Source organism: Pseudomonas sp. P129, assembly GCF_020312195.1.
Lineage (GTDB): Bacteria > Pseudomonadota > Gammaproteobacteria > Pseudomonadales > Pseudomonadaceae > Aquipseudomonas > Aquipseudomonas fragariae.
Genome location: NZ_JAGPYS010000009.1, coordinates 66,388 through 93,155 on the forward strand (window position 1 = coordinate 66,388; position 26,768 = coordinate 93,155).

Here is a 26,768-nt window from a genome sequence, read left to right on the forward strand (position 1 = left end):
AAATCAGAGATCCAGCAGCCAACTGTGCTGCGGATCGTTGTGGAACTGCCAGGCGCGCGTCGGGCCGGCCATTACATTCAGGTACCAGGATTCATAGCCATAGGGGACGGAGACCGGGTGGTAGCCCTTGGGCACGGTCACCAGGTCATTGTTTTCCACGGCCATGGCCTGATCGATGCTGCGGTCGTCGGTGTAGACCCGTTGAAAAACGAAGCCCTGCGGCGGGTTGACCTGGTGGTAGTAGGTTTCTTCGAGGAAGCTCTCGTGCGGCAGGTTGTCCCGGTCATGCTTGTGCGGCGGGTAACTGGAGGAATGCCCGGAAGGTGTACGCACCTCGACCACCAGCAGCGAATGCGCCGCTTCGCTGTCCGGCAATATGTCGCACACATAACGGGTATTGGCGCCCTTGCCGCGTACGCTGCGCTTCATGCTGCCCGGCATGATCAAGCGTGCCGGAAAATGTTTGCCGGCATCGCCCGGCGCCGTGCATACGGCAAGCTGCACCGCGCCCCGCGCGACAAACTGCGCCTGGCTATGCGGCGGCAGGTAGACCGCGAATGGCGATTTTTCTTCAAACACCGATTGCCGGTCGCCGATGTTTTCCCAGTTGAAAGCGCCCTGCCCCGGCGCTTCACCACTGACGCTGGCGTGCCCGGTCAGCAGGACCACGCACAGCTCGTTTTCTTCTGCGCTCAGCGGCAGGCTTTCTCCGGACTCCAGGCGGTAGGCGGCGAAGTTCACGTATTCCAGCGAACCGGGGGCCAGCGCTACGACGTCGCGGCCAGTGGATTTGCTCTTGGTCAGCAGATTCATGTTTCAGTCCTCCTTATCGTGCATCGGCCAGCAGTTGGCGCAACGTGTCATAGCCCTTTTTGGCGTACACATAGCTCGGCGCTACCGCTGGGTCCTGTTCGGCCTCGACCACCAGCCAGCCGCGGTAATCGGCCTGCAGCAACACCTTGAGCAGCGCCGAGAAGTCGATGTCGCCATCGCCCGGCACCGTGAAGGTGCCGTTGATGATGCAGTCGGGAAAGCTCCACAGATTGTTGCGCGCCAGTTGCACCACCGGCTTGCGCACGTCCTTGAAATGCACATGACAGATACGCTGGATGTGCTTGCTCAACACCTGAAGAGGTTCGCCACCGCCCATGTAGCAATGCCCGGAATCGAACAGCAGGCCGACTTCCTCACCGGTCAGCGCCATCAGCCGGTCGATATCCTGCGGCGACTCGACATAAGCGCCCATGTGGTGGTGATACGCGAGACGCACGCCGCGAGACAGGGTAAAACGTGACAGCTCGGTGAGTTTTTCGGCGTATTCATGCCAGGCGGCATCGGTGTGAAAACGCGGTCGTTCGACCAGCGGGATACGCTGCCCCTGAATCGAGTCGGCCACTTCGCCATACACCAGCACCGAAGCGCCATTTTCGGCGAGCAGCTGCACATGTGGGGTGATGGCTTCGATTTCCTCGGCCACCGAACGCCGCGCCAGACGGCTGGAGTACCAGCCGGACACCAACGCCAGATCATGGGGCCGCAATACATCGCCGACACCCTTGGCATCTTTCGGAAACTTGCCGTTGAGCTCGAAGCCCTCGTAACCAATGGCTTTGCCTTCGCTGAGCGCCGTGCTCAACGGGGTTTCTCCGCCAAGGGCCGGCAAATCATCGTTGCTCCAGGAGATCGGATTGATGCCGATGCGGATTCTGGGTGTGGAAGTCGAAACGGGCATGGCTGCACCTTTTTTGTTGTTATCGCGACGTTGTTGTGGCGTCGAAATCCGGAACCAATCAGGCGCGGCTTTCGCGCCAGGACTCGATCAACCAGTTGAAGGTGCTCTGCACCCGACTGATCAGCGTCGCATCGTCTATTTCTCCGGCCATCCAGGCCCGGCTTGGCTCACGGAATATTGTCCGGCCGACAGCAAAGCCCTGGCAGACGCGGCTGTGGCGTGCTTCGGCAAAGCCGGCGGCGAGGTCTTCGACAGGCGCATTGAGCCCGAGCAGTACCACACCGCGGCAATACGGATCGCGTTGCTGGATCAGTTCGTCCAGTTGCTGCCAGACCTGCGCGCTCTGCGCCTCGATCTTCCACCACGCCGGGTAGATGCCCAGGTTGTACAAGCGCTTCAGCGAGCGAAGCATCACGTCCGGGTGAGACGACGGGTGATCCTTGGGCGGGATGATTTCCAGCAGCAACTCATGGCCGCTGACTTTCGAAGCGTCGTAGAGCGCCTTGATCTGCGCTTCCTGCTCCAGGCGCAGCATCGGCTCGTCATCGGGGTGATATTGCACCAGGCACTTGATGATCTGCTCTTGCGGCCAGGCGAGCAGATTGCTACCGATGGAGCGACCGTGCTCGAAGGCCAGCGGCCTTGAGCCCTGTACTTCCACCGGACGCGCTACCCACCAGCCGCGACCGGTTGCGGCGTTGAGTGAATCCTGACCGAAGCGCTGGTCGGCAAGCAGACCGACATCGGCCTCGATACCGCGCTTGCGCAGGTCGGCTTCGACCCGCTCGACCGCTTGCACGAACAACTGCTTGAGCTGGCTGATGCTGCCCAGATCACGCCCGGCCTGTTGCGCCAGTTCGACCAACTGGCCGCGATGATCGAAGGCGAAGATGAACAACTGCCGCCACTGCTTGCGCGGCACGCTGACCTGATGCAGCCGTTGCAGGGCGACATCCTGATCAGGACGGGTGATGGGTTGCGGGCTGTTGAACAGGTAATCGAGCTCGGCCGGGGTCGGCATCGCGGGCGCGCAAGCGTGACGCGACACCACCAGCCCGCCACAGGCATTGGCCAGCTGGCAGCAGCGTTCGTCACTGGCCTCCTTGAGCCAGCCGCTGAGAAAACCGGACATGAACGCATCGCCCGCACCGAGCACGTTGAGCACTTCGACCTGCACGCCGGGGTAGATAGCGCCCTCTTCCAGCCGCGCAGGAATAGCCCCGTGAATCACCGTGCAGCCTTGCGGACCGAGCTTGACCACCAGCGTTGCGGCCGTCAGTTCACGCACCCTGCGCAGGGCCGCGAGCAAATCGGTGGCACCGCCGGCAATCTGGAATTCTTCTTCGGTGCCGACGATCAGGTCGAAACGCGGCAGGATGCGTTGTACATGCTGACTGACCTTCTGATCGGCAACGAACCGGGTCTCGCCATCGGCCTTGCCTGCCAGCCCCCAGAGCACCGGGCGGTAGTCGATGTCCAGCACGCGTTTGACGTCATGCTTCTCGGCATAGTCGAGCGCCTGGCTGCTGGCCTTGAACACCTGATCAGTGGAGAAATGCGTGCCGGTGATCAGCAGCGCCTTGCTGGATGCAATCTGCTGTTCGTCGATATCCTCGGCGCGCAGGGCCATGTCAGCGCAGTTTTCACGGTAGAACACCAAGGGGAAGGTTTCACGATCCTTCAGCCCCAGCAGCACCATCGCCGTCAGGCGCTCGGGGTCGCGCTTGATCGCACTGACATCACAGCCTTCGCGGGCCAGGGATTCGACCAGAAAGCGGCCCATATGATCATCGCCGACCCTGCTCAGCATGGCCGACCTGAGCCCGAGCCTGGCGGTGCCGAAGGCAATATTGGCCGACGAGCCGCCCAGGTACTTGGCGAAACTGGAAACGTCTTCCAGCCGCGCCCCCACTTGCTGCGCATAAAGGTCGACGCCCAGGCGTCCGAGGCAAATCAGATCCAACTGACGCCCAGTGGCAAAGCGTGTCTGGCCCATGGTGGCTCCTGTTATTTTTATCAGCCTGCAGCGCTTGCATCATGTGTACACGCTGCTTTGTGAATGCAGCGTAAAACGTCAAGGCACATCAATCAATATTTTTTCTATAATTATTTTTAGTGGAATATTTTTTCCATACCACCACTCAAGTGCTGGCACACTGCGCACGCGGGTAGGATATAGTCGTCGTTCCTGCCGCAAGGCAGCCTCCACCGTCAGGCCCGCAACGGCATTGCCCTGCACGCCGTTGCCCTGAAAAAGAACAAGCAGAAAGGATGTGAATATGACCAGCGCCGATCAGCCCACTCTGCCCGGGACGAGCGTCGACATGCCGCCGAACAGTGCCGAAGGCTTGTTGCGGCTGATCACTGATGAATACGAAGGCCTGCCACGCCAGCTCAAACGGATTGCCAGCTATATGAGCCAGCAGAGCGACCGGATCATGGTTGACCGGATCAGCGACATCGCCCGCGAGTGCGAAGTCCACCCCTCGGCCATCGTGCGATTTTCCCAGCGCTTCGGGTTCAGTGGCTTCAGCGAGATGCAGGCGCTGTTTCGCGAGGCTTATACGCACAAGACCACGCCGGTGCAGAATTACCAGCAGCGTATCCGCAGCCTGATCGCCAATAAGTCACAGAAAGCCAACGCAGGCGATCTGGCACGCGAATGCGTCAGCGCCACCCTCTCCGGCCTGGAACGCCTGAGTGTCGAGCTGGATGACGATGAATTCGAAAAGGCCGTGGACCTGGTGGTCAACGCCGACAACATCTATGTGGTGGGTGTGCGCCGTTCATTCGCGGTGGCTGATTATCTGGTCTACAACCTGCAACACACCAACAAGCGCATTCACCTGATCTCAGGCCTGGGCGGCAGCTATCGCGAGCAAATGCGCAGTGTGCGCGCCAATGATCTGGTGATTGCCATCAGCTTCACGCCCTATGGCAAGGAGACCCAGCACTGCCTGCGCATCGCCCAGCACCATCAGGCCAAGACGCTGATCATCACTGACAGCAACCTGTCGCCGCTGGCCAAGCGCGCCAACTCGGTGTTGCTGGTCAACGAGGGCAGCTCGTTCGCCTTCCGCTCGCTGAGCGCCACGCTATGCCTGTGCCAGGCACTGTTCATCGCCGTGGCCTATCGCCTGGAACTCAAGGTCGACGAAATACACGAGCAGGTCGGCTTTGATGATTGAGGGCCGAGCCCTCAGGACTTGGCTTCCTCGCCCATGCGCTGCTGGTTCTTCTCGCCCATCTTCTTCGCGCGTTTTTCCAGCACCAGATACACCACCAGTGCCAGCAGCAGCGGCAGCAGGAAGTAGATCGCGCGGTAGCCGATCAACGCTGCGAGCAGGCTGCCCTTGGAGAACTGGTGCGCCAGCAAGGTGATGAACACGGTCTCGAGCACGCCGAGGCCCGCTGGAATATGAGTGATCACTCCGGCGATGCTGCTGATCAGCAACACACCGAGAATCGCCGGATAAAACGCCTTGTCCGGCAGCAGGGTGTAAATCACCGCCGCCATCAACGACCAGTTCAGTGCGCCCAGACTGGCCTGCATCAGGGCCTGCTTCATCGACGGCAGATTGAATTCCTGATCGCGGATGGTCCATGAGCGTTTCTTCGAAAACCGGCAGGCCAACAGATAGGCAAAACACACCGCCAACAGCCCGAAGCCGATCAGTTGCAGGGTTGTGGTGCCGATCGACCACTCCTCAGGCAATTCCAGAAAGCGCATCGAAAACACAAAACCGGCCAGCAGCATATAGCCCAGCCAGTTGGTGATCAGGCTCAGGCTGAGAATGCGCGTGATGGTCGAAACGTCCAGCCCCAGTCGCGAATACAAGCGGTAACGCAAGGCAATGCCGCCCACCCAGGAACTGAGATTGAGGTTGAACGCGTAGCAGACAAACGTTACCGGCACGATCTGCTTGATCGCCAATGTGTGCCGGGTGTAATAACGCGCCAACACGTCAAAGCCGCAGTAGGTCGCGTAGCTGGCAAAGGCCACCACCGCCGCGATAGCCAGGGTGCTGGCCTTGTAGGACGCCAACGCCTGTTTCACTTCTTGCCAGTCAAGCTTCTTGACCAGCATAAACAGCAGAACCGGGACGGCGATGAAGAAAAACAGATTGAACGCCCGCTTTGCCCACTTCCACCTGGTTCCCTGCGCACTGTGCGGCGCTGCCTGCGTGGCTTGGGTCATAGGGTTTTCTCCTGATCCATCGGATGGTTGTTCTGCTGCTGTTCGATCACCTTCGCTTCAGGCACTACATCACCGGCACGCAGGGGCTTGAGGCGCACACCGTGAACCGGAAACAAACCGGCAATGGCCGGGAAACGACGCAGGAAAAAGAAACTCAATACGATCATCGGCGCACGCCACCACTGACCACGCGCCGCCCCCTTGAGGCTCATCTGTTTGCTGTGCGCCGCGGCAAGCTCCATCAGATGATTTTGCAGATGCTCATTGAGGGTGCGATCACGAATGAACAGGTTGGCTTCCAGGTTCAGCGCGAGGCTCAGCGGGTCGAGATTGCTGGAACCCACGGTGGACCAGTCCTGGTCGATCAGCGCGACCTTGCCGTGCAATGCACGTTGCTTGTATTCGTGAATGGCCACGCCATCGCGCAGCAGGTAGGTGTAGGTCAGTCGCGAGCAGACCCGCACGAACGGCATGTCGGGCTGGCCTTGCAGGATCAGGGTGACCTTGACGCCCCGCCGTGAGGCGTTGCGCAGCTCACGCAGAAAGCGGTAGCTGGGGTAAAAATACGCATTGGCCAGGGTGATGCGTTGCTTAGCAGCGCGAATCGCCTCCAGGTACTGCTCTTCGATATCGGTGCTGTGCTCGTCATTGTCGCGCTCGGCGAGCAGCATGCTGGCGTCACCGGCGCGGTCCAGCTTGAGTGCAATGGGCGGCAATTTGTCACGAACGACCTTGCTGAGCATATTCAACGCGCTGTGGTGAATGTCGCCAACAATCGGCCCGCGCACCAGAACGGCGTAGTCCTGTTTGGCCGTCAGACCGGTGTCGGTCATATGATCAACGCTGTAGTTGATGCCGCCGATAAAGCCCAGTTCTCCATCGATCACCACCACCTTGCGGTGCAGACGGCGAAACAGATTGGTGCGCATGCCCATGAACCGCGGGCGCGGATCGAACAGCTGAATCTGGATACCGGCGTCGATCATGGTTTTGACAAACGTCGAACTCAGGTCCGAGGTGCCATAGTCATCCACCGTGACGACCACCTTCGCGCCATTCGCGGCGGCTTCGAGCAACGCCTGTTGCAGGCTCTCGCCGATCCGGTCTTCAAAAATGATGAAGGTCTCGATCAGCACTTCTTTGCGCGCGGCACGTATGCATTCGAATACGCGGGCGTAGAAATCCTCGCCATTGATCAGCAACTCTACCGAGTTGCCGTCGCGCCACTGCCCTGTCGTATTGCTCATAAGGTCAACTCCACCGCCAGCGGTGCATGATCGGAAAGGTGCGACCACGGTCGGCTGGACAACACTTTCGGCCGGTGCGACGTCGCATTGCGGACATAGATCCGGTCCAGGCAGAGCAAGGGCCAACGGGCCGGAAAGCTTTTGGCTGGCGCCCCGAAGCGCTCGACGAAAACCTCATGCAGCCCACTGCCCTGCAGCGACGCATCGGCGCGCTGGCGCCAGTCATTGAAGTCACCGGCAACGATCACCGGCTCGCCCTCGGGAATACGTGCCATCAGTTCGTTAAGCAGTTTGAGCTGTTGGCGCCGATGGCTTTCACGCAACCCCAGGTGCACACAGATCGCATGTACCCGGCCCGCATGTGGCACGTCGAGAATGCAGTGCAACAACCCGCGCTGCTCGGTGCCATGAATGGAAATGTCGAGGTTTTCATGCTGGATGATCGGGTATTTGGACAGCAACGCGTTGCCATGATCGCCATCCGGATACACCGCATTGCGGCCGTAGGCAAAATCATTCCACATGCTGTCGGCCAGAAACTCGTACTGCGAAATCGTCGGCCAGTCCTTGACCCTGCGCGCGTGGCTCTGCTGTTCGCCGTGCACTTCCTGAAGAAACACAATATCGGCCGATACAGTGCGCACAGCTTCACGCAACTCCGGCAGAATGAAGCGGCGATTGAAAATGCCAAAGCCCATGTGCATGTTCATGGTCAGTACATTCAATGAAACACTGGCGGACACAGGTGTTGCTGGGCCGACAGGCGGATTGGCACTGGTCAAGACTTGCTCCCGGGTGAATATTCACGGCATATGAAGCCACCCGTGGGCACAGGTTCCGTCGCGTCTCTCACGTGCTGTGTATTTGCCATATTCAATGGCCGGAGATGCACGCGAAAAACTCAGGCCAACATGAAACGCAGGCGCCCGATCGACAGCCTAAGCTGTCTACCAGACCTGCAAAAAAAAGAGACAAGGAATCAAACCGTGGATGTATCGACTTCTCAACGCTACACCGCCCGGGCCAGATGGCTGCACTGGGTCATGGCCATTCTGATCGTGCTCGCCTACACCCTGATTCTGAGCCGCACTCAGTTCGGCAAGGGCTCTGAATACCGCTTGCTGGTTGTGCAGAGTCACTACTGGGTCGGCATTCTGATTCTGATCATGGCGTTTTTCCGTGTCGCCGAGCGTCGACGCCATCGTCCGCCCGGCATCACACCGCCACTTGAGGGGGCGTTGCGCATTGTCGCGACCCTGACCCATTACGCGCTGTATGCGTTTCTGCTTGCCCAGCCTTTACTGGGACTGCTGACGGTGATGGTGGAAAAAGGCGCGCTGCCCATCCCCCTCACCGACCTGCAGATTCCTTGGCCGCTGGCCACCTCGGACCACCTGGCCGAGACGTTCGAAGACCTGCACAAGTTGCTGGGCTCGATCTTCTACTATGTCATCGGTCTGCATGTGATCGCTGCGCTCTGGCACCATCTGGTGCGCAAGGACAATACCCTCAAGCGCATGCTGTAATTCAGGACGCTGACAGAACCCGGGCAAGCGTGGCTTTCACCTTGCCCATTCCGTCGCGCAAGGCCTGTTCGATTTCCGCCATGGTAATGACGGTGGTCGACTTGCCCGCTGCCGGATTGACCACCAGCGCCAGGCAGGCGTATTCAAGCTCCAGCTCACGCGCCAGCGCGGCTTCGGGCATGCCAGTCATGCCGACGATGTCGCAACCATCACGCTCCAGGCGAATGATTTCGGCAACGGTCTCCAGACGCGGTCCCTGGGTACAGGCATAAACGCCCCGATCAGAGAACGCGCATCCTTCAGTAGCCAGCGCCGCAATCAGCAGGGCACGCAGTGGCTCGCTGTACGGATAACTGAAGTCGATGTGCGTGACCTCTTCCAGGTCATCGGCAAAAAATGTGTGCTGGCGACCGCTGGTGTAGTCGACCAGATCATGCGGCACACAGAAATGCCCGGTGCCCATGGCCGGATGAATGCCACCAACTGCGTTGACCGCAAGAATCGCTTCGGCACCGGCCTGCTTGAGCGCCCAGATATTGGCCCGGTAGTTGACCTGATGCGGCGGCAAGCGGTGCGGGTGGCCGTGGCGCGCCAGAAACATCACTTCGCGACCGGCATAGTCGCCGATCTGGATTTCGCCGGAAGGTGCGCCATAAGGCGTTTTCATCGGCAGGGATTGCCGAATGTTCAGGCCTTCGAGCTGGGTCAGGCCAGTACCGCCAATAATCGCGTAAACAGTCATCGCAAATCCTTAATCGATCAGTTGAGCAGCGCGCAGAGCCTGGAGCGCGGCCTGCCAGCGCGGGTGTTGCCGATAGTCGGTACTGGCCGACGCCTGACCGCGCATACGGGCGATACGTGGCGAAGGCTTGACCTTCAGGCGCTGCGCAGCGCCCAGCGCAAGCTCTGCGGCCGCGCGGTCGTTGCACACCAGGCCCATGTCGCATCCGGCTGTCAGCGCTGCCTCGATACGGCTAGCCGCATCCCCGACGACATGAGCGCCGGCCATCGACAGGTCGTCACTGAAAATAACACCGTCAAATTGCAGTTCGTCGCGCAGAATGTCCTGCAGCCAGCGCCTTGAAAAGCCAGCGGGCTGCGAATCGACTTTCGGGTAGATGACATGCGCCGGCATCACTGCAGCCAGCTGCTGACTCAGGCGTGCAAACGGCACCAGATCATTGGCGCGGATCTCTTCCAGGCTGCGCTCGTCATTCGGGATAGCCACATGAGAATCGGCTTCAGCCCAGCCGTGACCGGGAAAATGCTTGCCGGTGGCAGCCATACCGGCGGCGTTCATCCCACGAATGAACGCCCCTGCCAGCAACGCCGCGCGCTGCGGATCGCCTTCGAACGAACGCGTGCCGACCACAGCGCTGCGCTGGTAGTCGAGGTCCAGCACCGGGGCGAAGCTCAGGTCCAGTCCGACCGCCAGCACTTCGGTCGCCATCAGCCAGCCACAGTGTTCAGCCAGAAGCTCGGCGTCAGGCTTGTCGGCGATGGCGCGCATCGGCGGCAGGCGTACGAAGCCCTCACGCAGGCGCTGTACCCTGCCGCCCTCCTGATCGACGGCCAGCAGCAGGTCCGGGCGCACGGCACGAATCGCGGCGCTCAATTCACGAACCTGACGGGGATGCTCGATGTTTCGGGCAAAGATGATCAAACCGCCCACTTCGGGCTGACGCAAAAACTGACGGTCTTCGCTGGTCAGCCAGGTGCCGGCGACATCGACCATCAGGGAGCCTTGCAGGCCAGAACTCATAGAAAAACCCTTACACACCAGTGCTCGTTCACAATCCGGGCATGGTGCTTGATCCTGAAGCCCGACGCAATGCGACACGCCAGTACAGCCTGATTCAGGGCAGAGGTTGATTCAAGGCAGAGGCTTCAGGCCTTGGCGACCGCAGGTGTACTGGTGCTGCTCTTGGTCCGCGGCCTGAGCTGGGCGGCGATCATCGCAGGATCGCTGACGCCGGTGTCGGCGCGCATGCCGGCGGCCAGAAAAGGCACCATCAGGCGCATGACCTGCTCGATGGAGGTATTGACGCCGAAATCGGTCTCGGCAATGGCGCGCAGGGCCTTGATCCCGGACATGCTGAACGCCGCAGCGCCGAGCATGAAGTGCACGCGCCAGAACAGCTCGATGGGCGGAATGCGCGGCGCGGCTTCGTTGACCAGCGTCATGTAGCGACGGAACACCTTGCCATACATGTCTTCGAGGTAGCGCCGCAGGTGGCCCTGGCTCTGACTGAAGGCAAGCCCCAGCAGGCGCATGAAGATCGACAGGTCGTTACCGCTGCGCGGCTGCACCACAAGCGCCTGCTCGACGAGAATCTCCAGCAGTTCCTCAAGGCTTGGCTTGTGTTCGGGTTTCGCCTGGCGGCGTTCCAGTTCGCGATCGAGACTGATGCAGAACGGTCCCAGAAAACGCGAGAACACGGCCTGAATCAACGCCTTCTTCGAGCCGAAGTGATAATTCACCGCAGCCAGATTGACCGACGCCTTGCTGGTGATAAGACGCAAGGACGTTTCGGCAAAGCCTTTCTCTGCGAACAACTGCTCTGCAGCATCAAGAATGCGTTCAACGGTTTCCGACTGGGCCATGGCTCTCTGCCTAACAAACGAACGTTTGAAACATACGTATCAAACGCCTCGATTGTCAAGCCGGACCGTTCATTTTGTGGCCGAACAGTCACGGTAAAGGATGTTAAATGACAAAAGACAGGCATTGCCGAGGTTTTTGACCAGAGGCTCCGACCGGGTTGAACACCGCCTGGCGGCGAAAATGAAATGGATGATTGCCAACGCGCCTTCACTGTATATAATCCCAGTCACTGTATAAAAAGCCAGAGCGCCCCTCATGATCAAACTGACGCCACGCCAGGCTGAAATCCTGGGTTTCATCAAACGCTGCCTGGAAGACAACGGGTTCCCGCCGACACGTGCGGAGATCGCTCAGGAGCTGGGCTTCAAATCGCCCAACGCTGCGGAAGAGCACCTCAAGGCCCTGGCCCGCAAAGGCGCTATCGAAATGACTCCGGGTGCTTCACGCGGCATTCGCATCCCCGGCTTCGAAGCGCGGCAGGACGACAGCAGCCTGCCCGTCATCGGCCGCGTTGCAGCAGGTGCACCGATCCTGGCGCAGCAACACATCGAAGAGTCCTGCAACATCAACCCCTCCTTCTTCCACCCCAGCGCCAACTACCTGTTGCGCGTTCATGGCATGAGCATGAAGGACGTCGGCATTCTGGACGGTGATCTGCTCGCCGTGCACACCACGCGTGAGGCTCGCAACGGCCAGATCGTGGTTGCCCGGATAGGCGATGAAGTGACCGTCAAGCGTTTCAAGCGTGAAGGCAGCAAGGTCTGGCTGCTGGCGGAAAACCCTGATTTCGCACCCATCGAGGTCGATCTCAAGGATCAGGAACTGGTGATCGAAGGTTTGAGCGTCGGCATCATTCGCCGCTAAGGAGACGTTATGCAGTTCCATCAAGCACCGCATTCGCAATTGCCGCTGTTCGAGGCGTTTCTGGCCCAGCCCATCGCCCCGCTGCTCACAAATGCAGTCGAAACGCCTTGGGGCGATGAGCCAGAGCCCTTCAGTGAGCTGTCATTGCGCGGCGCCGCCGGGAACTGCCTCAACCTGCTGGCACCCATCCTTCGGGAGCTGAGCGAGGAACTGGATGCGCGCTGGCTCACACTGATCGCCCCGCCATCCAGCCTGACGCAGACATGGCTGCGCGACGCGGGACTCAACAGGGAGCGGATTCTGCTGCTGCAGCCACGCGGCATACAAAGCGTACTGGAGCTGACGCGCGAAGCACTTCGACTGGGCCGTAGTCATACGGTGGTGAGCTGGATCAACCCGCTGGGCGCCATAGCGCGTCAGCAATTGATCAGTGCAGCAAAAATCGGGGAAGCACAGAGCCTGAACATCCGGCTGGGCTGAGGCCCGGTCGTCGATCAGTGCAGAACGTGGGGTACATCGTCCTTTTCGATTTCGCCTTCAGCCAGGCGGCCTGCCATCTGCACACCCACACTCAACATGGCTTTGGCGACTTCGACATGCTGACCTTGCATGAACGCTTTGGCATCCGCAGAGAAATCAAGCGTTACCAGAGAACCCTCGTCATCGGCACGACGCAGCTCGATACGTCCGTCAGGCAGTTCGACAATTTCCAGGAAAGAGGTAGGCATTGGTACAGTTACTCCGCGATAAGCCGGCATTGTAACAGCCTGCCAGCCCTTACTTCATTGGTTTTCAGCACTCGCTCAGGCCTTCACGAAAACGGATGGCCAACCCTTTGAGTTGTTGACGCCAATTTTCGAGCTCTTCACGTGAGAGTTCAGACTCCGGCTCGGCGTCCAGGTTCACTGCCTGTATCATCGGCTGCGTGACATCACCCTTGAGCTTTTTCGGCGCACGCGGTGGCTCATACAATGCGTTGTAGGCCGCCAGTAGTTGCGCAAGCCATGTCTGGCGATTCTGGGCGAGTTCTACCAGCTCGGCCATTTCGGGAATGGCGATGGCGTTCAGCACTTCCTGCGTCAACAATTCTTCCGCACGACGCGCGCCGGCCTGCGGCAAACGGTAGTAGCCAGCGATCTCGTGGCACAGGCCCAGCAGCGCACCATACAGATGAAACAGCGCGGACTCACGCTCTGCCTGCAACAACGCAGGAGAGTTCACCGCCTGCCCCTTCTCCGCCCTGCCCAACGCTTCGAGCGAGAGCCCTGCGAAATAGATTTTCTGGTTGGTACGGGTATAGAGCTCATGAGCCACGGCGACACTCTCCACAACGATGGGATAGAAAACAGCATAGCCTGTGACGCCTGGACAGTCCGGCGAAACAGGCGGATGCCTGTCGAAAACAGCGCCCGACTCCCTTGAGCCGGACATTTGCGATCAACGCTTGTCTTCAACCTTCCAGGCGCTGCCGTCGTAGAACGCACGCCAGCCGGTAGGCTTGCCTTCTACTTCGGTCTGGACGTATTGCTCTTTGGTCTTGCGACTGTAGCGGATCACGGCTGGACGACCGTCCGGATCCTTCTTCGGCGCTTCGCAAAGGAAGTGATACTTGGGATCGATTTCGTCCTTGTGCGGGGCGATTTCGATGACCAGCGGCGCGCGGGTTTCGCGATTCTTCGGGAACTGGCTGGCGGCCAGGAACAGACCCGAAGCCCCGTCACGCAGGATGTAAGTATCGTCAACCTTGTCGCACTTGAGCTCCGGCATTTTCACCGGGTCCATCTTCGGCGGCGCCGCGTCGCCGCTTTTCAGCAGTTTACGGGTGTTCTTGCAGTCCGGATTGGTGCAGCCGAAAAACTTGCCGAAACGGCCGGTCTTGAGCTGCATCTCGCTGCCGCACTTGTCACATTCCAGGCTCGGACCTTCATAGCCTTTGATGCGATAAGTGCCTTCCTCGATCTCGTAACCGGTGCAATCGGGGTTGTTGCCGCAGATATGCATCTTGTGCTTCTCGTCCAGCAGGTAGGCGTCCATCGCCGTGCTGCAGATCGGGCAGCGATGCTTGCCGCGCAGAACCCGCGACTCGGACTCACCCTCATCATCGTCGGCAATTTCGTCGCCGGGGGTCAGATTGACGGTCGCCTTGCAGCGTTCCTTGGGTGGCAGGCTGTAGCCGGAGCAACCCAGGAAAACGCCCGTCGAGGCAGTACGGATCTGCATTGGACGGCCGCACACCTTGCACGGGATATCCGTCATCACCGGCTGGTTGGCGCGCATGCCGCCATCAGCGGCCTCGGCCACCTCGAGTTTTTTACGGAAATCGCCGTAGAACTCGTCCAGCACGTTCTTCCAGTCACGCTCACCCTGAGCCACGTCGTCGAGGTTCTCTTCCATCCCGGCGGTGAAGCCATAGTCCATCAGGTTGGAAAAGCTTTCGGACAGACGTCCAGTGACGATGTCGCCCATCTTTTCCGAGTAGAAGCGGCGGTTATGCAACGCCACGTAGCCACGGTCCTGAATGGTCGAGATGATCGCAGCGTAGGTCGACGGGCGGCCGATGCCACGCTTTTCCATCTCCTTGACCAGGCTCGCTTCCGAGTAACGCGCAGGCGGCTTGGTGAAGTGCTGGCTTGGGTCGAGCTTGTTCAGTTTCAGCGTTTCGCCCTGCGCCATGTCCGGCAGAACATCGTCATCGCCCGGCTTGGCCATCTGCGGCAGTGCACGGGTGTAACCGTCGAACTTGAGGATGCGGCCCTTGGCGCGCAGCTCGAAATCGCTCGCGGCGACCGTGACGGTGGTCGACAGGTATTGCGCAGGCAGCATCTGGCAGGCCACGAACTGGCGCCAGATCAACTCGTAAAGACGCTCGGCGTCACGCTCCATCCCGGTCAGTTTGCTCGGGTGAGTGTTGACGTCGGAAGGACGAATCGCTTCGTGCGCCTCTTGCGCGCCTTCCTTGCTGCTGTAGACGTTGGGCGACTCCGGCAGGTACTTCTTGCCGAATTCGGTTCCGATGTAGTCACGCGCCATGCTCACTGCGTCAGCCGACAGGTTGGTCGAGTCGGTACGCATGTAGGTGATGTAGCCCGCTTCGTACAAGCGCTGAGCCATCATCATGGTCTTCTTCACGCCGAAGCCCAGGCGGTTGCTCGCTGCCTGCTGCAGGGTCGAGGTAATGAACGGCGCCGATGGCTTGCTGCTGGTCGGCTTGTCTTCACGCTTGACGATGCTGTAGCTGGACGCCTTGAGCTTTTCAAGGGCGGCCATGGCCTGGGTTTCATTCAGCGGCTTGAATGCTTCGCCGTTTTCACGCGCCACTTCGAAACGCACATTGGCGTCCTTGGCGGTGCCCAGATCGGCGTGGATCTCCCAATACTCTTCTGGGTTGAACGCACGGATTTCACGTTCGCGCTCGACCACCAGTTTTACTGCGACCGACTGCACACGCCCGGCGGACAAGCCACGGGCAACTTTCTGCCAGAGCAGCGGCGAGACCATGTAGCCGACGACGCGGTCGAGGAAGCGACGCGCCTGCTGGGCGTTGACCCGGGCAATATCCAGTTCGCCTGGCTTGGAAAACGCTTCCTGAATGGCTTTCTTGGTGATCTCGTTGAACACCACGCGCTTGTAGCGGCTGTCATCCCCCCCGATGGCTTCGCGCAGGTGCCAGGCAATGGCTTCCCCTTCGCGGTCCAAGTCCGTCGCGAGATAGATGATGTCGGCATCCTTGGCGAGCTTGCGCAGCTCTTCGATGACCTTTTCCTTGCCGGGGAGGATCTCGTACTTGGCTTTCCAGCCGTGTTCCGGATCGACTCCCATGCGCGAGACCAGCTGGCGTTGCGCCTTTTCTTTCGGCGTCAGTACCGGGCCTTCGCCCGCAGCAGCCTTGCCACGCTTGGCGGCAGGATCTTTGGCGGCACTCGCCGAACCGCTGGTGGGCAGGTCTCGGATATGGCCGATACTCGACTTCACCACGTACTGGTTGCCCAAATACTTGTTGATGGTCTTGGCCTTAGCCGGGGATTCCACGATGACCAGCGATTTGCCCATGGATCAGAAAATTCCTGAATACTAGATGAAAGACAGTGAGGAGCTTGTAAAGGCCACGCTATATATAGTGGCTACAAGGTGAGGTCAAGCACAGCCTGTTGTGCAATCGCCTCTCACGTTCGGGAAAACAGGCTGGGTTCAGCCTCTATCAGAGCAAAGCGCGGGACGTGCTCGCCGTCAACCTCGACCGACTCCAGAAACATGCCCAAGGGACGTACCCACATGCCGAAATCGCCGTACAAAGCCTGATAAAACACGACTTCCTCTTCGGTTTCGGAATGTTTTGCAACGCTGAAAACCCGGTAGTGCGGGCCCTTGTAATGGCGATAGAGCCCTGGTTGCAGTTGCATGTTGCGGTCCCCTTGTAACACGTCCAAAAAATTTGCCTGAAACCATTTTTTCAAAAAACAAAAGCCGGGGCACCAAGCCCCGGCTCGCATCACACTCGGGAATCAGACGCGTTCGAAAACGGTCGCGATGCCCTGACCCAGACCAATACACATGGTCGACACGCCGAAGGTGCCGCCATTTTGCTTCATGACGTTGAGCAAAGTGCCGGAGATGCGTGCACCGGAACACCCGAAAGGATGCCCCAGGGCGATGGCGCCGCCGTGCAGGTTAACCTTCTCGTTCATCTTGTCGAGCACTTTCAAATCTTTCAACACCGGCAAGGCCTGTGCAGCGAACGCTTCGTTGAGCTCGAAGAAGTCGATATCGGCAATACTCAGGCCGGCGCGCTTGAGTGCTTTCTGGGTCGCTGGAACAGGACCATAGCCCATGATTGCGGGGTCGACGCCGGCCACCGCCATCGAACGGATCACCGCCATCGGCTGGATGCCGAGGTCCTGGGCACGCTGGGCCGACATGACGATCATGCACGACGCACCGTCAGTGATCTGCGAGGACGTACCAGCAGTTACGGTACCACCTTTGGGATTGAAGGCAGGCTTGAGTGCCGCCAGACTTTCTAGGGTGGTGTCCGGGCGGATGGTTTCATCGTAGTCGAAGACCTTGAGGAAACCGTTCTCGTCATAGCCCTGCATCGGGATGATCTCGTCCTTGAACTTGCCTTCCAGCGTTGCCTTGTGCGCCAACTGGTGGGAACGCAGACCGAAGGCATCCTGCTGCTCGCGGGTGATGCCGTGCATTTTGCCGAGCATTTCCGCGGTCAGGCCCATCATGCCGGAGGCCTTGGCGGCGTGCAGGGACATGTGCGGGTTCGGGTCAACGCCATGCATCATGCTGACATGGCCCATGTGCTCGACACCGCCGATGACGAACACATCACCGTTATTGGTCATGATTGCCTGAGCAGCCGTGTGCAGTGCGCTCATGGACGATCCACAAAGACGACTGACCGTCTGGGCAGCCGAGGTGTGCGGGATCTGGGTCAGCAATGACGCCATGCGCGCGATGTTCCACCCCTGTTCCAGGGTCTGGTTGACGCAGCCCCAGATCACGTCCTCGACTTCAGCCGGGTCGACCTTGTTGTTGCGCTCGAGCAATTTGCTGATCAGGTGCGCGGACATATCTTCGGCGCGGGTGTTGCGGTGCATGCCGCCCTTGGAGCGGCCCATCGGGGTGCGACCGAAGTCGACAATCACGACGTCTCTTGGATTAAGGCTCATTGGTTCATTCCTCGGAAGACGCTTGACCGAAGAAGCTCTGGCCGTTGGCGGCCATCTCACGCAGCTTCGCAGTCGGTTGATACAGGGCACCCAGTTCGGCGTATTGGTCAGCCAGGGCAACGAATTCGGCAACACCGATGGAATCGATGTAGCGCAGCGCGCCGCCACGGAACGGAGGGAAACCGATACCGTAGATCAGGCCCATGTCAGCCTCGGCAGCGGTTTCGACAATGCCGTCTTCCAGGCAGCGGACCGTTTCCAGGCACAGCGGGATCATCATCCAGTTGACGATGTCTTCATCGCTGACTTCGCGCTGCTCGTAGACAATCGGCTTGAGCACGTCCAGCACGGCCGGGTCATTGACCTTTTTGGGCTTGCCCTTCTTGTCCGTTTCGTAGGCGTAGAAACCCTTGCCGTTCTTCTGCCCGAGGCGCTTGGCGTCGTACAGGGCATCGATCGCAGAGCGGCGATCATCTTTCATGCGATCAGGGAAACCTTCGGCCATGACATCACGACCATGGTGGCCGGTGTCGATACCGACCACGTCCATCAGGTAGGCAGGGCCCATCGGCCAGCCGAATTTTTCCATGACCTTGTCGATGCGCACGAAATCCACGCCCGCACTGACCAGTCTGGCGAAACCACCGAAATACGGGAACAGCACACGGTTGACCAGAAAGCCCGGGCAGTCGTTGACCACGATCGGGTTCTTGCCCATTTTCTTGGCGTAGGCAACGGTCGTCGCGACCGCTTCTTCACTGGATTTCTCGCCACGGATCACTTCCACCAGCGGCATCATGTGTACCGGGTTGAAGAAGTGCATGCCGACGAAGTTTTCCGGGCGCTTGAGGGCCTGGGCCAGCAGGCTGATCGAGATGGTCGAGGTGTTGGACGCCAGAATGGTGTTTTCACCCACGTTGGCTTCGACTTCGGCCAGTACCGCCTGCTTGACCTTGGGGTTCTCGACGACAGCTTCGACGACCAGATCGACATTGCCGAAATCGCCGTAGGACAGCGTAGGACGAATGGCGTTAAGCGCTTCGGCCATCTTCGCCGCGGTCAGACGACCTTTCTCCAGGCGACCACCCAGCAGTTTGGACGCTTCGTTCAGACCCAGTTGAATGGCTTCTTCGCGAATATCCTTCATCAGGATCGGCGTACCTTTGACTGCCGACTGATAGGCAATGCCGCCGCCCATGATCCCGGCGCCCAGTACGGCCGCCTGCTTCACGTCCTTGGCAATCTTGTCGTAGCCCCTGGCTTTCTTTTTCAGCTCCTGATCGTTCAGGAACAGGCCGATCAGACTCTGCGCAGCAGGGGTCTTGGCCATTTTCACGAAACCGGCGGCTTCGATCTCCAGCGCCTTGTCACGACCGAAGTTGGCGGCTTTCTGGATGGTCTTGATGGCTTCGACCGGGGCCGGATAGTTCGGGCCGGCCTGACCTGCAACGAAGCCCTTGGCGGTTTCGAATGCCATCATCTGTTCGATGGCATTGAGCTTGAGCTTGTCCAGCTTCGGCTGACGCTTGGCCTTGTAATCGAACTCGCCGGAAATGGCGCGCTGGATCAGATCAAGGGCGGCGGCCTGCAATTTTTCAGGCGCTACCACGGCATCGACGGCACCGACCTTCAAAGCGTCTTCCGCGGCGTTTTCCTTGCCCGAGGCAATCCACTCGATCGCGTTGTCGGCACCGATAATGCGTGGCAGACGGACTGTGCCGCCGAAACCCGGGTACAGGCCAAGCTTGACCTCGGGCAGACCGACACGAGCGCTGCTGGCCATGACTCGATAGTCTGCGGCCAGGCACATTTCCAGACCGCCGCCCAGCGCGATACCGTTGATTGCCACGACAGTCGGCACGTTCAGGTCTTCGAAATCACTGAAAATCCTGTTCGCTTCCAGATTGCCGGCGACCAGCTCAGCTTCCGGCAACTTGAAGTTGTCGACGAATTCGGTGATATCGGCGCCGACAATGAATGAATCTTTGCCACTGGTGACAATCACGCCCTTGACCGATGCGTCGGCCTTGACCGCATCGACTGCCTGGCGGAACTCATTGAGGGTGAGACGGTTGAACTTGTTGACGGACTCACCCTTGAGGTCGAAATTCAATTCGACGATGCCACTTTCAAGAGCCTTAACCGTGATGGCTTTACCTTCGTAAATCATCAACTGATCTCCACAATATGGAAGCTGAACAATACCCGCCGAACCTCAATGTCCGACGGGGCTACGACGTCGCCGTCGATGAACACGCCAAATCACACGCTTACCGCCGCGACGTGGTAGTCGGGATTCTGTCAGAGCCCTCTGACGACCAAACGCTCATTTCATACGCCCGTTTGATTTGGGTACGCACACCATCAGGCATAACCACAGGATTGTCAATTCGACAAAACGTCTGAAAATCCGCGTTTTAACAGGAGCATGCGCAGGCCCCATAATGCCCGCGAAGACCTGCGATCCTCCATCATTCGCGGTAATGATAGTGGCCATTCGAATGTCCTGCAGCTGCCGCATGGGGCACGCTGTAATACGCCGCCACGTAAGGCCTGGCGGGCATCTGCATGACGATAGCCATGCCGCGTGACATTCGATAGGTACAGGGAAAAATCAGCCAGGAACGCACCGCACGAGGGCACGCGCAAAAAATATTTGCAGGAATCGCGACAAAAAGGAGCAAAAGGTCTAGAGTCGCAGCACTGCGCCACAAGAGGCTCGCAATGCAGCTGATTTGCGGGTGCGCAACAGCGAAAGCCGACATGGCGGCGAAAGCCTGTCGGCACGCGACGAATTATCGGCCTGCCTGGCCAACCCCGGCCCGATGTTGTTATCGGGCTTTTTAATGCCTGCGATTCAGGGTCAGGCCAGCGCCTTGAGCACCGCATCAATACGCTGTAACACTTCTGCCTCGCCCCGCTCCGCCCAGTACACCGCAACCAGCTGCCCGTCAGCCTCGACCTTGTAGGCATCCACGGGCAATGTTTGCAGGTAAGGCAGCAGCTTCGCGTCTTCGCAAGGTTCGCGCCAGCGATTGCGCCACTCGCCCGGCTCGCTTTGCCAGTACACCCAGGCATCTGCATGCGAGCCCCGACGCGGACGATGGTACTGCGCACAAGGGCTGGGCGGCTCTTTACTCAACCAGTGCGGCCACTCCTGCGGTGTCAGTTGCATGCCCATACCCAGACGCCGCGCCTGCATGCGCAACGCCATCCTGCCGCTCTGCTGGCGCGAGGGGCGTAACCACACCAGCGGACTCAGCATCACACCAATGATTGACAGGACTATCCAGACCGTCATATTTCTTGCCCCCAGCCGATTTCAGGCTCTTTACAACACTCTTGAAAACAATGACTTGCACATGGGCCTGCCCAGATGCCAACGAAAGAGCCATACTCCCATCACTGCAATTCTCCCGGAGGACACCCTCATGCCATACAAACACATTCTGGTTGCCATCGACCTCACCGATGAGTGTGACCCGGTCATCCGTCGCGCCAGCCTGCTGGCCAAGGCCAGCGAGGCAAAATTGTCGGTCGTGCACATCGTCGAACCTATCGCGATGGCGTTCGGCGGCGACGTGCCGATGGACCTTTCACAGCTGCAACAGCAACAGATCGATCAGGCCAGGGAGAAGCTCGGCAAGCTGAAGCTCAAGTATCCGCAACTGGAACACAGCGAAAGCCACATGGTGTTCGGTCAGCCACGCCAGGAAATCCACAAGCTGGCCAAGAGCGAAGCATGCGATCTGATCGTTGTCGGCAGCCATGGCCGCCACGGCCTGGCTCTGCTGCTCGGCTCGACTGCCAACGACGTTCTGCACGGCGCACCCTGTGATGTGCTTGCAGTGAGCCTCAAGAAGCCCGAGTAAGCTGACCCGCTACAGCGAAAAGCCCGGTTAACCCGGGCTTTTTTTGCATCTCAGGAACGCGCCGGACGATCACTCGTCCAGTTCGGCCCAACGCTCCAGCAGCTTGTCCAGCTCGGCCTGCAGGTTTTCCAGCTGCGCCAGCACCGCTGCAGTCTGCTCGGACGAGCGCTGGTAGAAGCCCGGCTCAGCCATTTCCGCGTTCAGCGCGGCCATCTTGCCTTCGACTTCATCGATCTGCGCAGGCAACGCCTCCAGTTCGCGCTGAAGCTTGTAGCTGAGCTTCTTCTTCGCCACCGGCATGTCCTGCGCAGCGACCGGTGCGGCCTGCACCACAGCGCTGGCCAGTTCGGCCTTGCCCGACTTGGTGTCGGCGACGCCCAGCAGACGCGGCGAACCGCCCTGACGCAGCCAGTCCTGATAACCACCCACGTACTCGCGAACCTTGCCCTCACCTTCGAACACCAAGGTACTGGTGACGACGTTGTCGAGGAATGCCCGGTCGTGACTGACCATCAGCACGGTGCCCTTGAAGGTCAGCAGAACCTCTTCGAGCAGCTCCAGGGTTTCGACGTCCAGGTCGTTGGTGGGTTCGTCGAGCACCAGCAGGTTGGCTGGCTTGCTGAACAGCTTGGCCAGCAACAGACGGGCACGCTCGCCACCGGACAGCGCCTTGACCGGCGTGCGGGCACGTTGCGGGCTGAACAGGAAGTCGCCGAGGTAGCTCAGCACATGACGGCTCTGGCCGTCGATATCGATGAAATCACGTCCCTCGGCAACGTTGTCGATCACGGTCTTTTCCAGATCGAGCTGGTGACGCAACTGGTCAAAATAGGCGACGTCCAGACGCGTACCGACTTCAACCTTGCCGCCGGTCGGCTGCAGGTTGTCGAGCATCAGCTTGAGCAGCGTGGTCTTGCCGGTACCGTTGGCGCCGAGCAGACCGATACGGTCCTCGCGCTGCAGGACCATGGAGAAATCCTTGATCAGGGTCGGCCCGCCAGGGTGGGCGAAGCTGACGTTATCGAGGACCATGACCTGCTTGCCGGATTTCTCGGCAGTGTCGAGCTGAATGTTGGCCTTGCCGGTACGCTCACGACGCTCGCTGCGCTCTACACGCAGCTCCTTGAGCGCACGCACGCGACCTTCGTTACGGGTACGACGCGCCTTGATGCCCTGACGGATCCAGACTTCTTCCTGGGCCAGACGCTTGTCGAACAGTGCGTTGGCGGTCTCTTCGGCGGCCAGCGCAGCTTCCTTGTGGACCAGGAAACTGGCGTAGTCGCCGTCCCAGTCGATCAGGCCGCCGCGGTCCAGCTCAAGGATGCGGGTCGCAAGGTTTTGCAGGAATGCCCGGTCGTGCGTGATGAACAGCACTGCACCCTGGAAATCCTTGAGGGCTTCTTCAAGCCAGGCGATGGCGCCGATATCCAGGTGGTTGGTCGGCTCATCGAGCAACAGCAGGTCCGGCTCGGACACCAGAGCCTGCGCCAGCAGAACACGGCGACGCCAGCCACCGGACAGTTCGGCCAGGGTTTTGTCGGCAGGCAGCTGCAAGCGGCTGAGGGTGCTCTCGACCAGTTGCTGCAGGCGCCAGCCATCACGGGCTTCGAGGTCCTGCTGAACATGCATCAGCTTGTTCAGGTCTTCCTCGGTGACGCAGTTCTGCGCAAGGTGGTGGTACTCGGCCAGCAAGGCACCGACGCCATCCAGACCTTCGGCAACCACGTCGAACACCGTCCGTCCGTCGGCTACCGGCAATTCCTGCGGCAATTCACCGATCTTGAGGCCGGGCGCACGCCACACAGCCCCTTCATCAGGCTTCTGAACGCCTTTTACCAGCTTCAACATGCTGGATTTGCCTGTGCCGTTACGGCCGATGATGCACACCCGCTCGCCACGGGCGATCTGCCAGGACACCTTGTCCAATAACGGCATGGCGCCGAAAGCAAGGGACACATCGCTGAATTTGAGCAGGGTCATGAGCTTCTCCAAAAACCGGGCGCGCATTCTACCTGAGATAGCAGGCAGATGTCGGCATTCGTGGCACCGCCCCGCGCCTCGACAAGACTTTATGACCGCCAATTATTTCCATATGAGACAAGCTCGTCGGCAATGCTTTCACCAAGAGCTGGCAAAAGGCTAAGCTAGCAATACTTTTCACCGACTCATCTGCTCGGAAGTCTCATGCGCAGTCGTTTGTTCAGCCTTTTATCGTGCCTGCTCCTCTCCGCCACCGCCGTCCAGACTGCTCATGCGGTAGACCTCAACCAACAACGCAAGTATTACGACGAAGCAAAGCGCGCACTGGCCAAAGGCGATTCCGGCCCCTACCAGATGTACGCCACGGCCCTGGCCGACTATCCGCTGGAGCCTTACCTCGAATACGACGAACTGACGGCACGCCTGAAAACGGCAAGCAATCCCGAAATCGAGAAGTTTCTTGCCGAGCACGGCGACCTGCCGCAAGCCAACTGGATGAAGCTGCGCTGGTTGCGCTGGCTGGCCGAGCGTGGCGACTGGCAAACCTTCGTCAAGTATTACGACCCGAAGATGAAGTTCGTCGAGCTGGACTGCCTGTACGGGCAGTATCAGCTGAACAGCAACAAGCGCGCCGAAGGCTTCGCCAGTGCCGAAAAGCTGTGGATGACCGGCAAGACTTTACCCGCTGCCTGTGACGGTTTCTTTGCCCAGTGGGCGGCCGCCGGCCAGTTGACCGAACAGAAGCGCTGGCAGCGCGCCAAGCTGGCGGCACAGACGCGCAATTACAGTCTGGCCAGCACGCTGGTGGACAGCCTCAACTCGCTGGCACCGCAAGGCCGTCTGCTGCTGGCGGTCGCGCAGAAACCGGAGATGGTCAGCAACCCGTCGCAATTTGCCCCGGTAGACGAGGCGATGTCCGATGTGGTCGGTCTCGGCCTGCGCCGGCTCGCCAAGCAGGACCCGCAGAAAGCCCTGTCGATGCTCGATGGCTATGCCGCGACCATGCATTTCTCCCGCGAAGAGCAGGTCGAGATTGCCAAGGAAATCGGCCTGACCCTGGCACGTCGTTATGACGACCGCGCACTGGAGGTCATGACCAGATACGACCCTGAATTGCGTGACGACACCGTGACCGAATGGCGCCTGCGCCTGCTGCTGCGCCTGGGTCGCTGGGAAGACGCCTACGAGCTGGCGCGCCGACTGCCCAAGGATCTGGCAGCGACCAATCGCTGGCGTTACTGGGAAGCGCGCTCTCTGGAACTGGCACAACCCAACAGCCCGCTGATTGCCGCACTGTACAAGGATGTCGCCAAGGAGCGTGATTTCTACGGGTTTCTGGCTGCCGACCGCACTCAAAGCCCCTACCAGCTCAACAACAAGCCGCTGGTGCTGAGCCAGGCACTGATCAACAAGGTACGCAACACGCCGGGCGTGCGTCGCGCACTGGAGTTTCACGATCGCGGCGAGATCGTCAACGGCCGACGCGAGTGGTATCACGTGAGCCGCCTGTTCAATCGTGACGAGATGGTTGCCCAGGCCAAGCTGGCCTATGACATGCAATGGTATTTCCCGGCAATCCGTACCATCAGCCAGGCGCAATACTGGGACGATCTGGATATTCGCTTCCCGATGGCGCACCGCGACACGCTGGTGCGCGAAGCCAAGGTGCGCGGCCTGCATTCGAGCTGGGTGTTCGCCATCACGCGCCAGGAAAGCGCCTTCATGGACGATGCCCGCTCGGGCGTCGGCGCCAGCGGGCTGATGCAACTGATGCCTGCCACCGCCAAGGAGACTGCGCGCAAATACAGCATCCCGCTGGCCTCGCCTCAGCAGGTGCTGGATCCGGACACCAACATCCAGCTGGGCGCCGCCTACCTGAGCTCGGTGCATGCGCAGTTCAACGGTAATCGGGTGCTCGCTTCAGCGGCCTACAACGCAGGTCCCGGGCGCGTGCGCCAATGGCTCAAAGGTGCCAACCATCTGGCCTTCGATGTCTGGGTAGAGAGCATTCCGTTCGATGAAACCCGTCAGTACGTGCAGAACGTATTGTCGTACTCGGTGATCTACGGCCAGAAACTCAACTCGCCGCAGCCTCTGGTGGACTGGCACGAGCGGTTTTTCGACGACCAGTGACCGGTCGGCAGGAGTGCTGCGTACAGCACTCCTGCCAGACAACGGCGGTGCCCGCCCCTACTCCAGCACTTCGACTGACATCCCCACTTCAAGCTCGCCCAAACCCTCGTTGACCACGTTCTGACCGAACAGCACGTTGCCTTCCACTTCCCGATAAGTCTTGAGCGTGGCGAACGGTTCGCGATCTGCACTGCGCTCGCCGGTTGCCGGGTCGACGGTGGTGAGGATGCAGCGCGCGCAAGGCGTGAGCAGTTGGAACTCGATATCGCCGATGCGGATGCGTTTCCAGCCATCCTCGGCAAAGGCCTCGGCCCCTTCGATCACCAGATTGGGTCTGAAGCGCAGCATTTCCATCGGCCTGCCCATGCGCGCTGACAGGTCATCGAGCGAGCCCTGGCCGATCAGCAGCAATGGAAAACCATCGGCAAAGCTCACCCGATCGTTGACCGTCTGATAGCCGCCAGGGATCCAGCGTGCACGCTCTGCCGGCAGATAGACCATACGTGTGGGCTTGCCGATAAACCGGCTGACCCATTCGGCTGCCTCATCGCCCGCGTCCGGCACCTGCAACGAGTCACGCCAGACGGTCACACCCCGCAGGTTCAAGTCGATATCCGGCGGAACCGCGACATCCAGAGGCTCGAAGCCGGGTGCCGAAAGCGTTACACCGCCGCTGGCGTTCCACAACACCGACAGTTGGGACATGTGCGGCAGCGCACGCTGAGTGAAGAATCGGCCATTGCCGGCGTCAACCAGCATCCAGCGTCGATCACCCGCCAACCCCAACGCATCGAACGATGCACGCTGCATCGACTCGGCCTTGCAGGATTTGAGCGGGAAACGATAGAGCGAGCTGAGACGTAACATGGGCGCCGATTCCTTTGAGGGCTGGATATGCTTTGCTGCAGACAGCAAAGCTTATCCGATGCCGGA

26 protein-coding genes are annotated in these 26,768 nt (G+C 59.8%); 6 read left to right on the plus strand and 20 right to left on the minus strand.

Annotated elements, in window-relative coordinates:
• Positions 1-3: 3 nt before the first annotated feature.
• From iolB to KBY02_RS19690, 4 genes are all read right to left on the minus strand, one after another.
• Positions 4-813 (minus strand): 5-deoxy-glucuronate isomerase, encoded by an 810-nt coding sequence (gene iolB / locus KBY02_RS19675; protein ID WP_060400925.1) that lies wholly within the window; start codon positions 811-813, stop codon positions 4-6.
• A gap of 13 nt (positions 814-826) precedes the next feature.
• Positions 827-1,732 (minus strand): myo-inosose-2 dehydratase, encoded by a 906-nt coding sequence (gene iolE, locus KBY02_RS19680; RefSeq protein ID WP_003403675.1) that lies wholly within the window; start codon positions 1,730-1,732, stop codon positions 827-829.
• 58 nt (positions 1,733-1,790) lie between these two features.
• Positions 1,791-3,728: a bifunctional 5-dehydro-2-deoxygluconokinase/5-dehydro-2-deoxyphosphogluconate aldolase gene (locus tag KBY02_RS19685; protein WP_024638390.1), complete on the minus strand. Its 1,938-nt coding sequence runs from the start codon at positions 3,726-3,728 to the stop codon at positions 1,791-1,793.
• A gap of 78 nt (positions 3,729-3,806) precedes the next feature.
• Entirely contained in the window at positions 3,807-3,971 is a 165-nt protein-coding gene (locus tag KBY02_RS19690; RefSeq protein WP_154583728.1) for a hypothetical protein, read from the minus strand.
• Between the two features lie 40 nt (positions 3,972-4,011).
• Here KBY02_RS19690 and KBY02_RS19695 point away from each other — a divergent pair, with 40 nt between their 5' ends.
• A complete protein-coding gene (locus tag KBY02_RS19695) occupies positions 4,012-4,920 on the plus strand; it encodes a MurR/RpiR family transcriptional regulator (RefSeq protein WP_003315787.1) in 909 nt (302 codons plus the stop codon).
• Between the two features lie 11 nt (positions 4,921-4,931).
• On the opposite strand, the gene KBY02_RS19700 is transcribed toward KBY02_RS19695, so the two are convergent.
• From KBY02_RS19700 to KBY02_RS19710, 3 genes are read right to left on the minus strand one after another with little or no spacing between them, the layout of a single operon-like run.
• Positions 4,932-5,930: a lysylphosphatidylglycerol synthase domain-containing protein gene (locus KBY02_RS19700; RefSeq protein ID WP_024650939.1), complete on the minus strand. Its 999-nt coding sequence runs from the start codon at positions 5,928-5,930 to the stop codon at positions 4,932-4,934.
• Complete coding sequence (gene clsB, locus KBY02_RS19705) at positions 5,927-7,177, minus strand: cardiolipin synthase ClsB (protein WP_003403681.1); 1,251 nt, start codon at positions 7,175-7,177, stop codon at positions 5,927-5,929. Before clsB ends, KBY02_RS19700 begins: the two co-directional genes overlap by 4 nt.
• Positions 7,174-7,959 carry an endonuclease/exonuclease/phosphatase family protein gene (locus KBY02_RS19710; RefSeq protein WP_011268327.1) on the minus strand — a complete coding sequence of 262 codons (786 nt, stop codon included), beginning with the start codon at positions 7,957-7,959 and terminating at the stop codon, positions 7,174-7,176. Before KBY02_RS19710 ends, clsB begins: the two co-directional genes overlap by 4 nt.
• A gap of 204 nt (positions 7,960-8,163) precedes the next feature.
• On the opposite strand from KBY02_RS19710, the gene KBY02_RS19715 reads away from it, so the two are divergent.
• Positions 8,164-8,703, plus strand: coding sequence for a cytochrome b (locus KBY02_RS19715; RefSeq protein ID WP_011268328.1), 540 nt, complete (start codon positions 8,164-8,166; stop codon positions 8,701-8,703).
• Position 8,704: 1 nt separating this feature from the next.
• Here the strand turns inward: KBY02_RS19715 and KBY02_RS19720 are convergent, their stop codons facing one another.
• From KBY02_RS19720 to psrA, 3 genes are all read right to left on the minus strand, one after another.
• Positions 8,705-9,445, minus strand: coding sequence for an S-methyl-5'-thioinosine phosphorylase (locus KBY02_RS19720; RefSeq protein WP_096135323.1), 741 nt, complete (start codon positions 9,443-9,445; stop codon positions 8,705-8,707).
• A 9-nt stretch (positions 9,446-9,454) separates the two neighbouring features.
• Positions 9,455-10,465, minus strand: coding sequence for a beta-N-acetylhexosaminidase (nagZ, locus tag KBY02_RS19725; protein WP_024641786.1), 1,011 nt, complete (start codon positions 10,463-10,465; stop codon positions 9,455-9,457).
• A 125-nt stretch (positions 10,466-10,590) separates the two neighbouring features.
• Positions 10,591-11,307, minus strand: a complete 717-nt coding sequence (gene psrA, locus KBY02_RS19730; RefSeq protein ID WP_003403692.1) for a transcriptional regulator PsrA — start codon at positions 11,305-11,307, stop codon at positions 10,591-10,593.
• 256 nt (positions 11,308-11,563) lie between these two features.
• Between psrA and lexA the strand changes: the two genes are divergently transcribed.
• Together lexA and sulA are read left to right on the plus strand one after the other, a co-directional pair.
• The gene (gene lexA, locus KBY02_RS19735) at positions 11,564-12,172 is read left to right on the plus strand and encodes a transcriptional repressor LexA (protein WP_024661213.1); all 609 of its coding nucleotides are present in this window, start codon (positions 11,564-11,566) and stop codon (positions 12,170-12,172) included.
• A 9-nt stretch (positions 12,173-12,181) separates the two neighbouring features.
• Positions 12,182-12,652: an SOS-induced cell division inhibitor SulA gene (gene sulA, locus KBY02_RS19740; protein ID WP_003403697.1), complete on the plus strand. Its 471-nt coding sequence runs from the start codon at positions 12,182-12,184 to the stop codon at positions 12,650-12,652.
• A gap of 14 nt (positions 12,653-12,666) precedes the next feature.
• Here the strand turns inward: sulA and KBY02_RS19745 are convergent, their stop codons facing one another.
• The 8 genes from KBY02_RS19745 to KBY02_RS19780 form a co-directional block, all read right to left on the minus strand.
• Entirely contained in the window at positions 12,667-12,900 is a 234-nt protein-coding gene (locus tag KBY02_RS19745) for a hypothetical protein (RefSeq protein WP_003315798.1), read from the minus strand.
• Between the two features lie 64 nt (positions 12,901-12,964).
• On the minus strand, positions 12,965-13,486 hold the full coding sequence (locus tag KBY02_RS19750) for a DUF6586 family protein (protein ID WP_024638388.1): 522 nt from the start codon (positions 13,484-13,486) through the stop codon (positions 12,965-12,967).
• Between the two features lie 123 nt (positions 13,487-13,609).
• Positions 13,610-16,222, minus strand: a complete 2,613-nt coding sequence (topA, locus tag KBY02_RS19755; protein ID WP_225650702.1) for a type I DNA topoisomerase — start codon at positions 16,220-16,222, stop codon at positions 13,610-13,612.
• Positions 16,223-16,335: 113 nt separating this feature from the next.
• Positions 16,336-16,572 carry a DUF1653 domain-containing protein gene (locus tag KBY02_RS19760; RefSeq protein WP_011268333.1) on the minus strand — a complete coding sequence of 79 codons (237 nt, stop codon included), beginning with the start codon at positions 16,570-16,572 and terminating at the stop codon, positions 16,336-16,338.
• Between the two features lie 102 nt (positions 16,573-16,674).
• A complete protein-coding gene (gene fadA / locus KBY02_RS19765) occupies positions 16,675-17,850 on the minus strand; it encodes an acetyl-CoA C-acyltransferase FadA (RefSeq protein WP_003370497.1) in 1,176 nt (391 codons plus the stop codon).
• A gap of 4 nt (positions 17,851-17,854) precedes the next feature.
• The gene (gene fadB / locus KBY02_RS19770; protein ID WP_032654927.1) at positions 17,855-20,020 is read right to left on the minus strand and encodes a fatty acid oxidation complex subunit alpha FadB; all 2,166 of its coding nucleotides are present in this window, start codon (positions 20,018-20,020) and stop codon (positions 17,855-17,857) included.
• A gap of 156 nt (positions 20,021-20,176) precedes the next feature.
• The gene (locus tag KBY02_RS19775; RefSeq protein ID WP_161632396.1) at positions 20,177-20,347 is read right to left on the minus strand and encodes a hypothetical protein; all 171 of its coding nucleotides are present in this window, start codon (positions 20,345-20,347) and stop codon (positions 20,177-20,179) included.
• Between the two features lie 366 nt (positions 20,348-20,713).
• The gene (locus KBY02_RS19780; protein WP_011268337.1) at positions 20,714-21,151 is read right to left on the minus strand and encodes a hypothetical protein; all 438 of its coding nucleotides are present in this window, start codon (positions 21,149-21,151) and stop codon (positions 20,714-20,716) included.
• A 130-nt stretch (positions 21,152-21,281) separates the two neighbouring features.
• On the opposite strand from KBY02_RS19780, the gene KBY02_RS19785 reads away from it, so the two are divergent.
• The gene (locus tag KBY02_RS19785) at positions 21,282-21,722 is read left to right on the plus strand and encodes a universal stress protein (RefSeq protein ID WP_011268338.1); all 441 of its coding nucleotides are present in this window, start codon (positions 21,282-21,284) and stop codon (positions 21,720-21,722) included.
• Positions 21,723-21,791: 69 nt separating this feature from the next.
• Here KBY02_RS19785 and KBY02_RS19790 read toward each other — a convergent pair whose 3' ends face one another.
• Positions 21,792-23,702, minus strand: a complete 1,911-nt coding sequence (locus KBY02_RS19790) for an ATP-binding cassette domain-containing protein (RefSeq protein ID WP_011268339.1) — start codon at positions 23,700-23,702, stop codon at positions 21,792-21,794.
• Positions 23,703-23,906: 204 nt separating this feature from the next.
• Here KBY02_RS19790 and KBY02_RS19795 point away from each other — a divergent pair, with 204 nt between their 5' ends.
• Complete coding sequence (locus tag KBY02_RS19795) at positions 23,907-25,835, plus strand: transglycosylase SLT domain-containing protein (protein WP_011268340.1); 1,929 nt, start codon at positions 23,907-23,909, stop codon at positions 25,833-25,835.
• Positions 25,836-25,892: 57 nt separating this feature from the next.
• On the opposite strand, the gene KBY02_RS19800 is transcribed toward KBY02_RS19795, so the two are convergent.
• Entirely contained in the window at positions 25,893-26,702 is an 810-nt protein-coding gene (locus KBY02_RS19800; protein ID WP_003403715.1) for an MOSC domain-containing protein, read from the minus strand.
• Positions 26,703-26,768 lie beyond the last annotated feature (66 nt).

Bases quoted from the DNA above. Each gene is read 5' to 3' on its own strand.
- iolB (WP_060400925.1), bottom strand. From the start codon at position 813: ATGAATCTGCTGACCAAGAGCAAATCCACTGGCCGCGACGTCGTAGCG.
- iolE (WP_003403675.1), bottom strand. From the start codon at position 1,732: ATGCCCGTTTCGACTTCCACACCCAGAATCCGCATCGGCATCAATCCG.
- KBY02_RS19685 (WP_024638390.1), bottom strand. From the start codon at position 3,728: ATGGGCCAGACACGCTTTGCCACTGGGCGTCAGTTGGATCTGATTTGC.
- KBY02_RS19695 (WP_003315787.1), top strand. From the start codon at position 4,012: ATGACCAGCGCCGATCAGCCCACTCTGCCCGGGACGAGCGTCGACATG.
- KBY02_RS19700 (WP_024650939.1), bottom strand. From the start codon at position 5,930: ATGACCCAAGCCACGCAGGCAGCGCCGCACAGTGCGCAGGGAACCAGG.
- clsB (WP_003403681.1), bottom strand. From the start codon at position 7,177: ATGAGCAATACGACAGGGCAGTGGCGCGACGGCAACTCGGTAGAGTTG.
- KBY02_RS19720 (WP_096135323.1), bottom strand. From the start codon at position 9,445: ATGACTGTTTACGCGATTATTGGCGGTACTGGCCTGACCCAGCTCGAA.
- nagZ (WP_024641786.1), bottom strand. From the start codon at position 10,465: ATGAGTTCTGGCCTGCAAGGCTCCCTGATGGTCGATGTCGCCGGCACC.
- psrA (WP_003403692.1), bottom strand. From the start codon at position 11,307: ATGGCCCAGTCGGAAACCGTTGAACGCATTCTTGATGCTGCAGAGCAG.
- lexA (WP_024661213.1), top strand. From the start codon at position 11,564: ATGATCAAACTGACGCCACGCCAGGCTGAAATCCTGGGTTTCATCAAA.
- sulA (WP_003403697.1), top strand. From the start codon at position 12,182: ATGCAGTTCCATCAAGCACCGCATTCGCAATTGCCGCTGTTCGAGGCG.
- KBY02_RS19745 (WP_003315798.1), bottom strand. From the start codon at position 12,900: ATGCCTACCTCTTTCCTGGAAATTGTCGAACTGCCTGACGGACGTATC.
- topA (WP_225650702.1), bottom strand. From the start codon at position 16,222: ATGGGCAAATCGCTGGTCATCGTGGAATCCCCGGCTAAGGCCAAGACC.
- KBY02_RS19760 (WP_011268333.1), bottom strand. From the start codon at position 16,572: ATGCAACTGCAACCAGGGCTCTATCGCCATTACAAGGGCCCGCACTAC.
- fadA (WP_003370497.1), bottom strand. From the start codon at position 17,850: ATGAGCCTTAATCCAAGAGACGTCGTGATTGTCGACTTCGGTCGCACC.
- fadB (WP_032654927.1), bottom strand. From the start codon at position 20,020: ATGATTTACGAAGGTAAAGCCATCACGGTTAAGGCTCTTGAAAGTGGC.
- KBY02_RS19775 (WP_161632396.1), bottom strand. From the start codon at position 20,347: ATGGCCACTATCATTACCGCGAATGATGGAGGATCGCAGGTCTTCGCG.
- KBY02_RS19780 (WP_011268337.1), bottom strand. From the start codon at position 21,151: ATGACGGTCTGGATAGTCCTGTCAATCATTGGTGTGATGCTGAGTCCG.
- KBY02_RS19785 (WP_011268338.1), top strand. From the start codon at position 21,282: ATGCCATACAAACACATTCTGGTTGCCATCGACCTCACCGATGAGTGT.
- KBY02_RS19790 (WP_011268339.1), bottom strand. From the start codon at position 23,702: ATGACCCTGCTCAAATTCAGCGATGTGTCCCTTGCTTTCGGCGCCATG.
- KBY02_RS19795 (WP_011268340.1), top strand. From the start codon at position 23,907: ATGCGCAGTCGTTTGTTCAGCCTTTTATCGTGCCTGCTCCTCTCCGCC.
- KBY02_RS19800 (WP_003403715.1), bottom strand. From the start codon at position 26,702: ATGTTACGTCTCAGCTCGCTCTATCGTTTCCCGCTCAAATCCTGCAAG.